Annotated in this window: 7 protein-coding genes; 1 reads left to right on the forward strand and 6 read right to left on the reverse strand. The window is 46.9% G+C overall.

The genetic code is table 11. The features are described 5' to 3' along the window. The first annotated feature begins 329 nt into the window (after positions 1-329). Entirely contained in the window at positions 330-9,689 is a 9,360-nt protein-coding gene (locus tag Q0954_RS06950; RefSeq protein WP_299455366.1) for a neuraminidase-like domain-containing protein, read from the forward strand. A 239-nt stretch (positions 9,690-9,928) separates the two neighbouring features. On the opposite strand, the gene Q0954_RS06955 is transcribed toward Q0954_RS06950, so the two are convergent. The 6 genes from Q0954_RS06955 to Q0954_RS06980 all read right to left on the reverse strand — a co-directional run bounded on the left by Q0954_RS06955 (position 9,929) and on the right by Q0954_RS06980 (position 16,834). Then, on the reverse strand, positions 9,929-10,933 hold the full coding sequence (locus Q0954_RS06955) for a 3-oxoacyl-[acyl-carrier-protein] synthase III C-terminal domain-containing protein (RefSeq protein ID WP_299455367.1): 1,005 nt from the start codon (positions 10,931-10,933) through the stop codon (positions 9,929-9,931). After that, positions 10,911-12,212 (reverse strand): F390 synthetase-related protein, encoded by a 1,302-nt coding sequence (locus Q0954_RS06960; RefSeq protein WP_299455368.1) that lies wholly within the window; start codon positions 12,210-12,212, stop codon positions 10,911-10,913. The genes Q0954_RS06955 and Q0954_RS06960 overlap by 23 nt, the downstream gene beginning before the upstream one ends. Continuing rightward, on the reverse strand, positions 12,202-13,050 hold the full coding sequence (locus Q0954_RS06965) for an MBL fold metallo-hydrolase (RefSeq protein WP_299455370.1): 849 nt from the start codon (positions 13,048-13,050) through the stop codon (positions 12,202-12,204). The genes Q0954_RS06960 and Q0954_RS06965 overlap by 11 nt, the downstream gene beginning before the upstream one ends. A gap of 590 nt (positions 13,051-13,640) precedes the next feature. Next, on the reverse strand, positions 13,641-14,612 hold the full coding sequence (locus tag Q0954_RS06970) for an NAD(P)-dependent oxidoreductase (protein ID WP_299455372.1): 972 nt from the start codon (positions 14,610-14,612) through the stop codon (positions 13,641-13,643). Positions 14,613-14,729: 117 nt separating this feature from the next. Then, positions 14,730-15,800, reverse strand: a complete 1,071-nt coding sequence (locus Q0954_RS06975) for a DUF3419 family protein (RefSeq protein WP_299455374.1) — start codon at positions 15,798-15,800, stop codon at positions 14,730-14,732. Then, on the reverse strand, positions 15,800-16,834 hold the full coding sequence (locus Q0954_RS06980; protein ID WP_299455376.1) for a Rieske 2Fe-2S domain-containing protein: 1,035 nt from the start codon (positions 16,832-16,834) through the stop codon (positions 15,800-15,802). The genes Q0954_RS06975 and Q0954_RS06980 overlap by 1 nt, the downstream gene beginning before the upstream one ends. Positions 16,835-17,197: the final 363 nt, after the last annotated feature.

The raw sequence follows: 17,197 nt of genomic DNA on the forward strand, positions 1-17,197 counted from the left end.
AGGCAAAGGTTTTTTTTACAAAAATAGGGAAGCTGCAAGCCCCGAATCAAGTTCGGGATTTCGGAACTTCCGCAATGGTAGGTACAAGTGAGGACACTTTCCCCAGACTCAGCGAAATGTACGCGTATAGCAAGTTCAGCTTTCTGGTCAAGTACTCAGAAAGATTTACAAGACTAGGCAAAGGTTTTTTTTACAAAAATAGGGAAGCTGCAAGCCCCGAATCAAGTTCGGGATTTCGGAACTTCCGCAATGATAGGCACAAGTGAGGACACTTTCGCCAGCAACAACAACACTATTCAACCCAAAACAACATTATGAAAACCAAAAAAATGAAATCATCCAAAAACAGTTATGCCATTTATGGCAAAGTAAGCAATGCGCAGGGCAAAGCCTTAGCGGGGCTTAAGGTAGAAGTGTATGCCGTAGGCTTGCGAGCTTGGCAAGCGTTAGGCAGTGCAATTACCGATGCTCAAGGCAAGTACACCATTACTTGGGAACCCAAAAAGCTAGACAGGGACAAAAAAACGGGCAACTTTGGGCTGAAGGTGTTCAGTGCCAAAAAACAAGTCGAAGTATACCAAGCAGACTTGGTGCAGGTGAGCTTTGACGCCAAAGGGCGCTACAAGGCAGAGGTGCGCCTCACCAAAGTTTTGCCTGTAGAAACGCCCGTGTTCAATGATTTGCGCAAGCAAATAAAAAAACTGGCGGGCGAGGTAGCCATTGCCCAACTCAAGCAAGACCAAAGCCAGCGCGATGTCAGCTTTTTGGCGAAAGCCCTGCCCGCCTCCCGTCAGCAAATAGAGTGGATGATATTGGCACACCAACTAGAGGAAAGTTCGGAGGTGGATGCAGCATTTTTTTATGCTGTGTTGCAACAAGAAACTTTGCTACATCACCCTCCAACTGGCGCACCCACCCGACGCGGCATTGACCTAGACGCCGACCCGCGCACCTTGCTTTACGACATTGCCCTGGTGGATGAAACTGCCCTCAAAGCCGCCATTCACCAAGCAGTAGAGGGTTTGACCATTGCGCCAAGCACCCGTAAAAAGCTGGGCAAAAATCTGGAACAATTGGCAAAGTTTCGTGAAGAAGCCCGCCGCTATTACCAAACCACTCACCCCAAAAAGAGCATCGACTGGTTGGTGTCGTTCTTGAAGCCGGGCAAGTTGGCTGCCGTGCAACGCCTCTTCAAAGAAAGTCAGGGCAATGTGAGGGGTTTTATTGAGCAACTCAAACAAGACAGTTTTTTTGTGGATGAAGCTGCCCAAAAAGACGCCCAAACCCAACTTGCCTTGGGGCAGTTTTTGGGCTTGGGCAACGAGGCAGTGCCCGCCATAGCCAAAGCCCACCGCCTTGACTCTGCCACCGATGTAAAACAGTTGGCGCGTCTCAACAAAGCCGATTGGGTGAAGGCAATAGGCAAAGCCAACCCTGCCCTCAAAAAAAATGACGCCTTGAGCAATTATGCCTCGTTGGTGGTGAGGCGGTTCGAGCAGGCTTTTCCTACCATAGCTTTTGCCGCTCAACTAGAGCGCGAAAAAAAGCCTGTAGTCAAACACCAGGCGGCTTTGGTGGCGTTTCTGAATGCCCACCCCGACTTTGACTTCCTCCACCACCAAGTAGACCTTTATTTGAAAGAAAAGCAAGACAAGAGGAAGGGCAAAAAGAAAGACGATACACTAGACGAGCAGCAAGCAATGAGCGAAGAACTCAAGGCGTTGCAAAGGGTGTTTAGGTTGGCGCCACATTATGGCAAAACCTTGGCATTGCGCCAGCAAAATATGCATTCGGCATTTGACATTGTGGGCAAGGGCAAAACCCGTTTTTTGAACGAGATAGCTCCCAAAGCTGGGTTGAGCGAAAAAGAAGCCCACCAAGTATACCAAAAAGCCCAAACCCGCCAAACCGCTGCCATGTTGATGTTGGGCAACCTGAAAGACCAAGCAAGTGTGGCTCAGGTAGCATCGTTTAAAAGCGATAATGCCGAAAACGAACTCATCGAAAGCTTCCCAGATTTGCAAACCCTGTTTGGCGTTACCGATAGTTGCGAGTGCCAGCACTGTAGGTCGGTCTATAGCCCTGCCGCTTATTTGGTAGAAATATTACAGTTTTTGGAGCAGCGTGCCGCCAAGCAATATAACTCAACAGGTGAAGTAATAGATGCGCTGGTACCTCCGAAGAATGTGTTGTTTGAGCGCCGCCCCGACTTGGGCGAAATAGACTTGAGTTGTGCCAATGCCAATGTGCCCGTCAAATACATTGACTTGGTGTGCGAGTTGTTGGAAGAGGCAATTGCCCCTACCGTGCCTATAAAGTACAGTGGCGCGCTTGCCCAAAGCGAAAACCAGCTTACAGGGTTGGTGTCGGAAGCATTGCTTGAGCACTTGAAAAATGCGGGGCTGCCCGTGACTGCCGAGGCGATGATTTACCCCACTGACACAATTACCGACCCAGAAGACAAGGACAACACCCTGCCTGTTGCTCCCTATTATTTGCGCGATGTGGCGGTGGTTTGTCGCATAGAGACTACCGACGACGAAAACTTTGAAATCTATCGTTTGCGCCAAACCCTCTCGACTACCGAAGCTCTTGCCGCTGCCCCCGAATATGTCAATGATGCTGCTTATGAAGCGTTGCGTAATTCTAGCTATGCCTTTGCCTTGCCCTTTGACCTCCACCACACCGAGGCTCAAGCTTATTTTAGTCGTTTTGGGGTGCAACGTGCCGATTTGATGGAGGCTTTTAGAACATTGATTGAAACCGATGCAGCCGACGAAGAAGCACAAGCCCGCCAAAGGGATTTTGTGATTGCTTGCGAGCGATTGGGGCTGACTGAAGCCGAGGCAAATTTGATAGTGACCGCCTCTAGCGATGAAGCTACTCAGCAAGCCATTTGGAACGTGCCCGAGGATTACACTGTGCTGGGCTACCTTGCCCAAGTTGACCATTTTTTAGACCGAACAGGCTTGAGCTACGGGGAGTTGGAATTATTGCTCAAACTAGAATTTATAGACCCTGAGGGCAATTTGTTTATCCAACACCATGACTTTAGTTGCGACCTTACCCAAAAAGAAATTGTTAACCTCGCCTTGGAAGCGCTCGACCGCATCCACCGCTTTTTGCGTTTGCAGAAAAAAACGGGTTGGGAGGCTACTTTGCTCAACCAAATGGTAATGCAAGCCGAGGTAGGTATTGGATTTCTTGACGACCGTTGTTTGATACAAATTGCTCGCATCAACGCCATTGCCGACAAAACCAAGTGGCGCCTTGAGGCATTGACGGGTTGCTTTGATGAGTTTCCGCACACCATTTACAACCCTGACGACCCCAAACCACTTTATTACCAGATTTTTCTAAACGAAGCCCGCAATGGGAGCATAAACGAGGATTTTTTACCCGAAAATGTGGCAACGGGTGATCTATTGCTTGATGAACATGGGGAGTACATTGCCACTTGCTTGCAGATTACTACCCAAGACATTGACTTGTTTTTGTCTGCTACTGCATACGGTTCTGCTGGCTTTGGCATATTGAGTGAATTGTATACGGCTTCGTTGCTCATGAAAACCTTTGGCTTGAGTGCTCAAGATTTTCTTACCTTGTTTGAATTGGCTGGTTTGAACGAAGCTACCAAGGTAGAAGGCTTGCTAAAATCTGTAGAAGTCATAGAAGCTTTTGAGCAATCGCCCCTGAGTGCTACCGAGGTGAAATACTTGCTTGAGCACGAGGCAGACAACTTGGAGGCAAAGGCAATGAGCAACGCCGCAATTGCCACTTTGCTGGAAGAACTCACGGCTGCCTACCAAGAAATTGAGCAAACCTATGCCTCGCAGTTTGACAGTAGCTTATCGATAGAAGAACAACAAGCCACCTTTTTGCAAGTGGTGTCGGCTGCATCGGGCGCCAGTGCCGAAGCAGCCCAAACTATTTATGGCTTTGTGCTGAAAGAATGGGAAACGGTGGAAGCGGCTAAGGACTTTGTTGCCAAGGCATTTGACGAAGCCATTGACCTCAGCGAAATAAATATTGCTTTGGATGCACTGGCGGCTGTAGCCGATGACGCCGACTCCAGCCTTGACCAACTTAACTTGCTCGAAGCCATTTTTAACGCCATTGCCACCTTCCAAATAAACACCGCCCAGCGCACTGCCTTGCTAGAGGTGTTAGCCGAAGCATTTAAAACCGATGCCGACTTAGTGGAAGCGGTGCTGGCGAGTGCCCAACTTGGTGAGCAAGCAATGGCGGAGGTATTGATGGGCAATTTTGCCAATGCCACCGACCAAGAAAACGCCCTGCAACTATTGCATAAAATGTTGTATTTGATTGATGCCTTTGGGCTAGATAGCGTGGCGGTGACTTGGTTGCTCCAATATAGCACTGGTTTGGGAGGGTTTGCGCTCGACGCCCTGCCCTACAACCCAGCCCCCTACACGGCAGAATTTGAGCAATACTTGGTTTTTCTCAAAATTGCAAATTTTATAGCTATGCTTTCGCCCGTTGCCAACCCTGTCAACGCCCAAAACCCCTTGAGCTTTTTTAGCCTTATGGAATCCTTGCTAAACTCAGTCCCAGCAGATTGGGACTCTAATGACTTTTTCCAAGACTTGGCTTTGCTCACGGGTTACGAAAAAAATGATTTGATTGATGTAGCCGAAGTGTTGTTTGCCAATGTGGATGCAGTGACTACTTATCAATCCATCGACAATTTGGAGGCATTACTAGAGGGTGCCGAGTGGGTGCGCAAACTAGGGATGACGGTGGAGCAGATGGGGGCTTGTATCCAAGCAAGTTTGGGCAGTGGCGAGGTGAGCACTTTGCGCGCTGTGCTCAAGGCGCGTTATGATGAAGACACTTGGCTGACGACGCTGGAGGAAATTATGGACGCCATCCGCCCCCAGAAACGCGATGCTTTGGTGGCTTATTTGCTTGCCTACAACCCCGATTTGCAAGACAGCAATGACTTGTATGACCAGTATTTGATTGATGTGGAAATGGGGGCTTGTATGCCTTCGTCGCGCATAGTGCAAGCCCACAACAGCGTGCAATTGTTTGTGCAACGTTGCTTGATGGGGCTAGAGCCCGCCGCCATTGCCGATGTGGAGGCTGACTTGGGCTGGAAGCAATGGGAATGGATGAAAAACTATAGGGTGTGGGAAGCCAACCGCAAGGTGTTTTTGTATCCCGAAAACTGGTATGAGGTGAGCCTCACCAGCGACCCGTCTTATTTGCTCACTGAATGCCTCGACGAGCTGCAACAAAACGAGCTGACCAACGACACCGCCGAGCAAGCTTTGACCAATTACTTGGAGAAGCTAGACGACATTTCATTTTTGCAAGTAGCAGCCACTTGGTACGATGTGCCCAGCCGCAGCATGCATGTGTTTGCCCGCACTAAGGGCGGCGACCCAGCCATTTATTACTACCGCCGCTTTGAGAAGGAACGCTATTGGACGCCTTGGGAAAAAATAGAAGTAGACATTACGGGCGACCACTTGCTTGCCTTTGTGCGCAACAATCGTTTGCATCTGGCTTGGCTGATGTTTAGCGAAGAACCCGACCCTGACCCAAAGGTTACCGAAAATGAAGACAATACATTGGACAAACCCAAACGCAAGCTCAAAATGCAACTTGCCTTGAGTGTGTATAGCAACGAGCAATGGCAACCCAAGCGGGTGTCGAAGGAGGCAATTTTAACTCCTAATGATCATTTCACGGCTGAGGAGTTTCACAAAGAAAAACACAATTTGGCTTATATAGAGGCAAGCGAACAAATATATGTGTTCAAAAGTCAGGCGTTTTTGTCTGAAAACCCCAAGGTGTTAGATAGCATCGAAACTACAGGAAAAACCACGGGCAATTTGCTCATCAACGAAAGCAACCGCATCATTGGCGTGTTTGACCTTAAAGGATGCAAGGGCTACCCTGAAGTGGCGCACTATGAAGGTGAGGAAGAAGAGGCTTATTTGCCAGAGTTTTACCCCGACTTTAACAATGCCACCTTGCAAGCCCAAAAATACCAAGAGGCTACCACCGACGCCAGCATTAGCGAGGACAGCGGCAACCCTGAAGACACGGGCGACGCCTTGGCGGTAAGGAATATCAACAGCCCGCTCAGCTTCATGACCTTGTTGGCTAAAACCCCCGACCGCTTTACACTGGCGTATCCTCATCAGGTGACGGCAATAGATGTATGCGCTGCTGCCTATAGCCTGTTTTTGAACCAAACCACGGGCAATACAATCAAACTATCGTTGGGGGCTTGGCTGCCTTATTTCAAAGAAGACAGCAACCAAGCTTATGTCATTGTGCCAGGCTTTTACAAAAAAACCGTGCAGGGCGAAGGAGAAGATGCTACCTACACCTTTGACGACTCGGAAAAAGTGACGGTAGCCGATCTATTTGATTTGTGGGCAGACCTGCTTGTGTGGTCTAAAAAGATGGTAGCAGAATTTGAAGAAAACCCACCCGAAAACACCGATGCCGCCATTAAAAAAATAGTGAGTGATGCCGATTTTCAAGCATTGTTGGCGGAGATAGTCAAGTATGAGGGGGGCAAAGCGGTGTTGAGCCTGATGGCAAACCAAGCAGGGAGCAGCGAGCTAGACGAATACCTGAAAACCTTGGAAGAATCTTCTGGCGCTTTGGCGTATGGCGAGCAATTCAAAAACTTGTACCACCCTTTGGTGTGCGCCCTCAAAACTACCCTCTATGCCGACGGGGTGGCGGGTTTGATGCAGCGCGACACCCAATTGCAGCAAACCAATTTCAACTTTGAGCGTCATTATGCGCCCAATGCTCAAGCCGTGCCCCAATCGTTACAAGCTCAAGAAGATGGCGAGCTCAAGGCAAGCTACCCTATAGAAGATTTGGACTTTAGCAGCGACGGCAGCTATAGCGTGTATAATTGGGATTTGTTTTTTAGAATACCCTTGCACATTGCGGGCAGTCTGAGCCAAAACCAACGCTTTGAAGAAGCCTTACAATGGTTTCACTATATCTTTAATCCCACGGGCGCACTAGAGGGCGAAGGAGTACAAAAATATTGGGTCACCAAGCCTTTTTATTTGCACCAAACCGAAGACTACCAAGACCAAAGCATTGAGGCGTTGTTGCGTTTGTCGGCAAGTGGTTCCTCGGCTGATTTGGAGTTTGCCATTGCCGAATGGCGCGCCAAGCCTTTTGAGGCCGATGTGGTAGCAAGGTACCGCCCTGTAGCTTACCAAAAAGCGGTGCTGATGCAATACCTAGATAACTTGATTGCTTGGGGCGATTATTTGTTTAGGCAAGACACGATGGAGTCTATCACTCAAGCCACCCAAATGTATATACTTGCCGACAAGCTATTGGGCGCCAAGCCTAAAGAGGTAAAACCAGTGGCAAAGCCCCCTTATGAAACCTATAACCAACTCGCCACCAAATTGGGCAGCTTTGGCAATGCCTTGATTGCAATGGAGAGTATTTTACCTGATTTGAGTACTTTGCCCGAAGGGGGCGAAGAGTTGCCAACCGAAACGACTCTGTCGATGCTGTATTTTTGTGTGCCTACCAACGAGAAAATGCTGGAGTATTGGGACATCATTGCCGACCGTTTGTTTAAGATTAGGCATTGCCAAAATATAGACGGGGTAGAGCGTAGCCTTGCCTTGTTTGCCCCACCTATAGACCCTGGCATGTTGGTGCGTACTGCTGCCGCTGGGCTCGACATTGCGTCGGTGATTGCGGGGCTCAATGCGCCCCTGCCTCACTACCGCTTTAGGGTGTTTTCGCAAAAGGCGACCGAACTGGCGCAAGAAGTACGCAGCTTGGGCAATGCTTTGCTGCAAGCGCTGGAGAAACGCGACGCCGAAGCACTCTCACTTTTGCGAAACCAATTGGAGCTTAAGGTGTTGGATGCGGTGACGGACATAAAACAATTGCAAATTGAAGAAGCCGAGGAGCAAATAGAGGTGTTGAACAAAACGCGGGTGGTAACTGAGGAGAGGCATGCTTATTATAGGGATATTGAGAAGATGAACAAAGGTGAAAAAGCTGCTTTGGGGCTAAATACTGTTTCTGCGGCAGCATTCACTGTAGGTTCAATTATGGAAATAGTTGCAGGGGCAACAAGCTTAATCCCTGAGATAGTCATAGGCGTGTCTGGTGTTGCAGGTACTCCTGTAACAACCGTAGAATATGGAGGTAATAAAGTATCAAACTCTACGAGTACATTTGCCAGATCAATATTGCTTGGTGCACAATTGCTTGACAAGGTAGCAGGAGGAATTTCTACAATTGCTGGCTATAATCGTCGCTACGATGACTGGAAACTCCAAGAAACCCTTGCCGACAAAGAGTTGGAATCCATTGACCAGCAAATAGTGGCGGCGGAGCTTAGAAAAGAGATTGCCGAAACTGACTTGAAAAACCACGAGTTACAAATAGAAAACGCCCACAAGACCGATGAGTTTATGCGCAACAAATTCACCAACAAAGAGCTCTATGATTGGATGGTGAAGCAAATAACCGCGGTTTATTTTAAGGCGTACCAGTTGGCGCACGATTTTGCCAAAAAAGCCGAGCGTTGTTATCAGTTTGAACTGGGCAACAGCGACACTTTTATTGCTTATGGTTATTGGGACAGTCTCAAGAAAGGGCTGCAAAGTGCCAACCACCTCATGCACGACATCAAGCGCATGGAAACCAGTTATTTGGATAAAAACAAACGCGCTTACCAACTTACCAAACACGTATCGCTTGCTATGCTCGACCCGCTTGCCTTGCAAAAGCTAAAGGCTACTGGAGTATGCGATTTTTCCATCCCTGAAGCCCTCTACGATATGGACCACGCGGGGCAGTATTTCCGCCGAATAAAGTCAGTAAGCATTAGCTTGCCCTGCATTGCAGGTCCTTATACTTCGGTGAGCGCCAAGCTGTCGTTGGTGAGCAACAAGTATAGAAAAGACAAGAGGGTGGATGACAATTATAGAGAAGCTGAAGAGGGCAACGACATGCGCTTTGCCTACAACATTGGGGCGATCCAGTCTATAGCCACCAGCCACGCCCAAAACGACAGTGGCATGTTTGAGCTCAACTTCAACGACGAGCGTTACTTACCTTTTGAGGGAACGGGCGCCATTGGCACTTGGCGTTTAGAATTGCCCGAAGCCGTAAGACAGTTTGACTACAACAGCATTGCCGACGTGGTGTTGCACGTAAAATACACCGCGCGCGAAGGAGGTTCTAGCCTAAAAAATGCCGCCAATGCAACCCTACAAAACCAGCTTAACGCCATTGGGCAAGCCTTGGGCAAAACAGGGTTGCACCTTGCCATCAACCTCAAGCACGACATGCCCAACGAATGGCACTTGCTCAAAAACAATGGCAGCGTAGAAATTAGCATCGATAACGCCAGACTGCCTTATATGGCGCAAGCGGCGAATCCTGTGGTTGAGGAGGTGATGTTGATTGCTAATGATGGCGTTTCGTCATTGGTGGTGCATGATGTTGGTACTGATCCAAATAGCTTTACTGATGGCAGCAATACCATAACCCTCAACGCTTATGATGGTTTTGATGACCTAAAAATAGGCAGCAATCAGGAAATGGAAACTCCTTATATTATTAGTCAAGGCGTTCCTTTTATGCTTTCTAATATTTCGGAGAACTTGGAGGAGTTGGTTTTGGTGGTGGGGTATGGTTTCGTGTAAACAATAGTCCGCAGCATTCAAGTCATAGCCCATAGCATATTCGAGCAAATGTTTACCCGGTGAGCATTTGTAAATCAGTGGTTTATGTTAAAATTGCTTACTCCTTTACTGGCTTAAGTTTTTTTAACTTAAACCCTTGAATTAAAAGCAAGTTGCAAACTTGCCACCATTGTAGATTTAAGTCTGGAGACTTCAACCAAGGGGCATGTATGGCAAAACCCAGCGCCAAGCCCCTATCTTCAATACCTCAACAACACCCCACCAATGGCAAAGCCCGCCGAAGTACCCGCTAATAAACAAATATCGCCTCGTTGTATATTGCCCTCATCTATAGCTGCCATGAGCGTAAGCGGAATAGAAGCTGCAATACAATTGCCATAGTGCGCCAGCGTAGTTTGTACTTGCCCAGGAGCAAAGTCAAACAAGCGTTGAAAGAGTGCCGCCCCCAGTTTAGATGCCTGATGTGGCACTATAGCATCTATAGTGGCAAGGGTATAACCCGTGTCTTCAAAAAACCAATCCATAAAATCGGGCAAAAGTTTTTTGGTAAGCTTAAGCAATTGTTTGCCCTTCATTTGAAACGAGTGCAGTTCAGGATCATAAGGGTAGTCTTTGAAAAACTTACGATTGCCTCCTCCTTCAATCAAGGTGTGATACACCCCTTCAGAATAAGTGCGTTGCATTCCCTTGATATAGCAAGATGACTGACCCGGAGCGTAACTTACCACTGCTGCGGCTGCCCCATCGCCAAACAAAGTAAGAGTTTCCCAGTTGGCAGGGTTGATGCCCTTAGAGGCAATCTCGCTGCTTACAATGAGGATGTTTTTGTAGGCTTTACCATCTAGTATTTTGGCGGCAAAATCAAGCGCCGTCACAAAACTCAAGCAAGTACTATCAATGTCTATAGCGGGGGTGTGGCAATTATTACCATCCTTCATTTCTGCCTTTATCACACTTGCCTGGTTAGGAATGGGGTAATCGTAAGTCCCCCCACCCGAAATGAGCATGTCTATGTCGTGCAAAGTCATTTCGGCTTTTTGCAAGGCTTCGTCTGCCGCCCGCGCGCCCATCCAGCCATTAGACTCTTGACTTGCCACATGGCGGTTTTGCACCCCCGAATATTTCATTGCCCAGCCAGTGGGCAAGCCGTGTTTTTTTTCTAGAGCCTCCGAGCTCATCGCTTGTGGCAAATACTTGCCCATGGCCACTATTCTGATAGGTTTAGTTTTGATCGTTTTGCTCATTTAATTCATTCTTAATTCTTCTTAGTTTATCACCCTTTTCGTGGTGTTTGTGGTGGGTTTGCACAATGCGTACCCCAGCAATGTGGTATTTATTGAGCAGGTCTAGTATGCCCTGTCGGCCTTGGTAAAAACTTTCTTCTTGGCCTTTTGTGTACAGTTCTAAGCGTTGAAGATCGGTTTGAGCAAGCGTATAATCTTGAATAGTTTCATCGGCAAAAATGATTGCCCGACGCAAAAAATCAGGGTAAATTTTTACAGTATTGCCTGTGGTGTCAATAAAATGTAACACATCATCGGCACGCCCTTCTATTTGGGCAATGGCAAGGGTAGGTTGCCCACAAGGGCAAGCTTTTTCTTCTACTATAATGTCGTTGAGCTCGTAGCGCACCACAGGCTGCGACGAACGCAACAAATCAGTAATTACCGGGTGAAACCGTGTGTGTGACTCATCGAGGTATTTTTTCTCAATAATGAGAAAGTCTTCATGAAAATGCAATACACCCTCACTGCAACTACTGGCTAAAAAACCCTCAGTACATTGATACACCTGATGAATGGTTTGCCGAAAGGCACGCTCTAGTTGAGCCTTGTCTTCGGGGTAGAGCACCTCTGCCACCGAAATTATCTTGGCAGGGGCAATGTGTAAGGTACCCGCCTCTAGCGCTTGGGCAAGCTCTAGCAACATACTGGGCTGTGCCACCAATATATGAGGCTTGAGGGCATTGAGCCTGGCAATGTGTTGCGATACATCGTTATACAAATCAAAAAACTCAAACTGTAGCACCCGCGACTTTACCGAGTCGTACAAGTTGCTGTTGGCACGCAAAAAAAAGGCGACCTTGCGTTTTTTGAGTGATACTCCAATGACCCTATCGAGCACAGCAGCTACCCAAAAAGCCCGCTCTGCCTGGGTAGCCAAAAAAATACCCCGGTTGCCACTTGTGCCTGACGACAGCCCCACGGTAACTTTGCCCAACATAGGCGAAAAGTCGCGCGATTGTTCGGCTTTGAGTGCTACATTATACGCCTCTTGCACCTCTATTCTATGGGTATTGATGGCATTGAAGTTTGCCATAAACCGGGTTTTGTTCATCAAAGGGTAAGCTGCCAGTGGTTGTTTGTTTTGGGCGCTTTCGCGATAAAAACCTGAGTGGCACAACACCTTTTTTTGCAATCGTTTCCACAGTTTTTGCTGTAGCTTTTCTTTGGCTTCCTGGGTGCGGGGCTTGCGCCAACGGAGTTGCACCAGGCGCCATAAAATCTGGAGTTTAAAGAACATTCATAGCTAACTTATCTTGCACCAAAGCATCGGTAGTGGCTGCGCAGTGCGTGGGCACCAACAAAGTCTGGGGGTTTGCCACATGGTAATCGTGCATTTTTTGCAAGGTGTGTTTAAACTCGAACCACGAATGAAAAAACAACACGACTATAGGGTTGGGAGGAATGACCTCCTCGTAAGAACGTTTGACCCAGCAAGCATCTGCCACCAAAAAGTAAGGTCTTTGCGTGGTTTCCAACATGACCCCAATTTGCCCGGCAGCGTGTCCCGGTAGCTCATAAATATGCAGACTATCGTCGCCAAATAAATCATACTTATGCCCAAAAACAGGGTCAGTAATTTTCTTACAAGCTTCATCAATCAATACCGTGCGTTGCTTCAGATCTTTGGGCAGCAAATCTTTGAGCACCCCTTTGCTAAAAGCCGTCCAAGCCGATAAACTCAAGGTATAGTCGAGTGCTTGGCGTGAAGTGTAAAAAGTAGCATTCGGAAAATCTTTCAGCCCACCCACATGGTCAGCGTGAAAGTGCGTAATAATGATGTGTTGGATATCTTCAGGGGCAATACCTGCTCGCTGAAGCTGAGCTTTTACCTCGTCTTGTTCTTTGATCACCACTGGACTTAGCAAGGCATATATCTTGTTAGGAAACCAGCCCGTGGCTTGGTGAAACCTGCGGGTATAGCCTGTATCATACAAAATCCAACCCTTGTCGGGGTGTTCTATCAACCCCCATAGGGCATTGAATTGTACATTTTCGCTTTTACCGCCCTGTATTACTTCGCTTTCTTTTGCCACGCAATACCCGGCATAGTTGAGGTATAGTTTTACTTTTTTCATCTTTAGTTGGTCGTTAGTAGCTTCTAAAGCTTTTAGCCTTTTTTTAACTATTTGTATTGAGCCTTTAGCTTTTAGCCTTTTCTTGAGCTTTGCTTGGCTTTTAGCCTTTAGCTTTTGTTTGGCTGTTTGTAGGGAGCTTTTAGCCTTTTCTTGAGCTTTGATTGGCTTTTTTTAACTGTTTGTATTGAGCCTTTAGCTTTTGTTTGGCTGTTTGTAGGGAGCTTTTAGCCTTTTTTTAACTGTTTGTATTGAGCCCTTGGCTTTTAGCCTTTTTTGATCTTGGTGTAGCTTTAGCCTTTAGCTTTTGTTTGAGCTACGAAGGACTTTTAGCTTCGCTTCGCGCTCATTCGTACTTGAAAGACTCGTAATTCGTAATTGTTTAACTGTTTGTATTGAGCTTTTAGCCTTTTCTTGAGCTACGATGAGCCTTTAGCTTTAAATTATCATATTTGCGAATTAGTTAGGAATCAGTAATCCGTAGTTTTAACTACGCTTTGCGCTCATTCGTAATTAGCTTTGCAGAGCTCCCTACGGTCGGTTCGTAATTAAACCATTCGTAATTGTTAAACTCGTAATTGACCCATTCGTAATTAAACAAACCACTTTACAAACTCCTTAATTGCCTCGTCGGTGCTTACTTTGGGGCTATAGCCTAATAGTTTTTGTGCCTTCGAAATATTCATAGTCATAGACTTGGCAAGCACGCCCACTCCATACTTAGTCAACACAGGTTCCTTGCCTCCTGTCAGTTTTGCCGAAAACTCCATTGCTCCCGCTGCTGCCCATACTACCCAATAAGGTACTTGGGCAGTGGGCACCTCTTTGCCCATTAACTGTAGTACCAAGGCTATTTTGTCCCAAAGTTTTATGGGTTCGCCATTCGTAATGTTATAAGTTTCGTTGAGCCCCTGTTGGGTAGTCAATGCTAGTACGATGGCATCTGCAACATTTGCCACCGAAGTCAAATCTACTATATTTTTGCCATTTCCTATTACTTTCAGCCTGCCTTCTTGGTGTGCCCTGATAATGCGTGGCATAATCACTGTATCGCCTCTGCCTACCAAGGCACGGGGGCGCAGGTTTACATAAGCAATGCCTGATTGCTCTAGCTCAACCTCAGCAAGCCGCTTGGTTTGGCTGTAGGCATTCACCATTTGGCGAGGCAATGGATCACTTTCTTTAATATCGAATCGATCGTTGCCCGTGAAATACATCGAGGGAGTAGAGATAAACACAAAGCGTTTGATGTGGTGCTCTAGAGCTGCCTTTAGCAAGTGTTTTTGGGTGGTGAGATTGGCTGCCTCAAAGTCAGCGTAACTACCCCAAGGCGACGATAACGCAGCAGCGTGCACGATGTACTCAGTTTGTGCTACTAGGCTTTGTACAAACTCCAGATTGGTCAAGTCGCCCAATACATAGCGTACCTTGGGGTGCTCTACAGTATGGCTGGGTTTGAGGGTGCGCCCTGTGGCTATCACCTGGTTTACTTCGGGCAATTGAGCAAGAACTTCGAGCGTGCGAAAACCCAAAAAACCGGTGGCACCAGTAAGTAGTATTTTCATGTTTTTAGTCAGTAGTTTTTTAGTTGAGAGTTGGTAGTCTTTTTCACTCGGCAAAGCTATTAGTCAATAGTTCAAGGTTTTTAGCCATTGTTTCACGTTCAGCGTGGCCATAGTAGACTAAAATACCCCTACACAAAAAGTGTAAATATACGCCTCATCTTTTTCATTGAGTCTTTTTTCTAGCCAAGCGTTACGTTTGAGCGTAGGGCAATGTGTTTCAGGATTTCTTTTTACCAAAAATTGCCGCTCGCAAAAACGGGCTTGAGGAGCGGCCACTCTTGCCACTCTTTGCCAGATGTGTTGGTATGCTTCGGGTGGGGCGTATGACGAAAAATCGGAGAGTGAAAAGGCGTTGAATTGGTAAGGAGTTTCAGCTAGATAGTTGATCAATGAAGCCGTAACGATTTCTATTTTATGGATATTTTTTTTGATTAGGTCAAAGTTTTCGGGGCGTAAATGGTGGGGCAAAACGCAGGGTGGCGAATACTTGCCCCGTAACATCAAGTGGGCGTAATGGTTAGTTTTTAGGTCAAAGTTGTTGCCCATGTGGTCGAGGCGGGCTTTCATATAGTCATACACGTTAAAACCTGTTGGAATGAGCCTTGCTCCGGGTTCACGCACCACATATTTCCATAAAAATTGGTTAGAAATAATTTTCAAGTAAAGCCGCCATACCCAATTATCCCATTTTTTTGCCCAAATACTTCGTTGTACCTCCAGTGAGGGGGCAGCCATCAATTGCTCAATTAGTTTTTTGCGGGGACTTGCCAGCCGTAGCATATTTTTGAGCAACCTTTCCCAGGTACCACAATAGAGCACCCCGTTTTTAATATGTTTGGGCTGTTTGCCCCAAAATGCCTGGGCTTGCGCCGATAAAAAAGGGGTGAGTTGCTGGTAGGTAGCCACTCTTTTGCCGCAAGGCTGTAAACCTATAAATCGGGCAAAAGCCTTATAACTCAAGGCACGATAAGCAGCAATCTTGAGTTCCAGGAGGTAGTTTTGGGCAGGGTTAAAGTCAATACTTACTATTTTTTTTGGGGTATCTACCAGCAAGTCGAGCGACCTTGCCCCACTGCCACTAATACAAAGTACGGTATCATTGGACGTCAGCTGCAGGGCTTGCTGCTCCGATTCGCTATCTTCGTTGCTTGCCGAATAGTTTATTTTGGTAAAAAAACGATTTGCCATTATAAGAATAATTTAAATTCGGTTTCAGAAGGTGTGATAGTTTGGCGGCGTTGGGCGGCTCGCCTGATCAAGCGCATTTTGTGGTGCATGATATCACTATCTATAGATTTATCCTTTTGTTGGGCAAATATTTTTTGGTTGGCAAACTGTTGTTGGGTAATGTCAAAGTCTTGTGCCAGCACTTTGCGGGCAAGCCAGGGCAAAGCTCGCTTGACCAAGAAGTTGAGCTTGCCAAAACGAAATGAAAGCTTTACTAAAGCCTCTGTTTTGCCTTCGCTAGTGGGGTTGCAGGCAATCACTGCTGTAAACCGAGGTACATCGTTGATTATATAATCTACCTTTACGAGGTTGGGCAGCAAAAAGGCGTCGCTGTGCTTGACGCGCAGATTTTTACCCAAAATAAACTGCAGTGCCACGCCTATTTTTTCGGTGGTTTCGGCATAGCTTGCCAATAATTGATTAGGGGCAACTTTGAGGTGTATATGGTGTTGGGTAGGCGCACCGTGCCCCCTAATAATGCCCCGATGGATAAAAGGGGTATGGGTAGCGTCCATAAAGTTTTCAATGAGCAATTCTTCGCTGGTAGCAAATTGTTTTTTGAGCTGTATGTGTTGCCAGCCTTTGGCTGGGGCTGTCAGCGATAGGGGTAAGGTGGCAGGCGGAGTATCTTTGCCCAAATAGAGCCAGAGCCAGCCGTGGGCTTCTTGTATGGGCAAAGTATGTAGTGAAGCGTTGAGTTTGTTCAAATCTATATTGGGCGAGCTGGGAATGTGACACACTTGTCCGTTTTGGTGATATTGCCAACCATGATAAGGGCAAGTAATGGTGTTTTGTTTGAAACAAGTGACTGCCAAGGGAGCGCGTTTGTGGGCGCAAACATCTACCACCGCAAATACTTGGGCTTCAGCATCACGCCATAGCAACAAGGGGATGCCATATAGTTGTAGTTTGAGCGATTGACTTTTTTTAAGGTCTTGGGCAAAAGCTACTGCGTGCCAATGGTCGACTAAGCCTTGAGCGGTGTTTTCAAACATATTTCTTTAGAATTGCTCTATTGTTTAAATGGTTTGCGAAGCGATGTTTCTTGTTATTTAAGCCAATTCAACCTAAAAAGCAATTGTCATCACCAAAAGTAAGAGTCTAGCATGTAGGAATTCATCCTACTATACATTTTGGCTCAAGCTGGCAGTGAAGACACTGCCAGCAGCGCGTGCGCCTCGAGTTGTGTCTCCACAACCGAAAAATGTATAGTAGGATGGTAGGAATTCCTTGTGGTTGCCCAATAGTCCACGGCGTTCAGTCGATGGTCGACAGTCGTTACGTGGGTACAAACCTCTAATAATATTGAAAGTTGCAAAATTTCCAATATTAATAGGCACAAGTTATGTTACGCTAAA

It is taken from the genome of uncultured Microscilla sp., assembly GCF_947493425.1.
Lineage (GTDB): Bacteria > Bacteroidota > Bacteroidia > Cytophagales > Microscillaceae > Microscilla.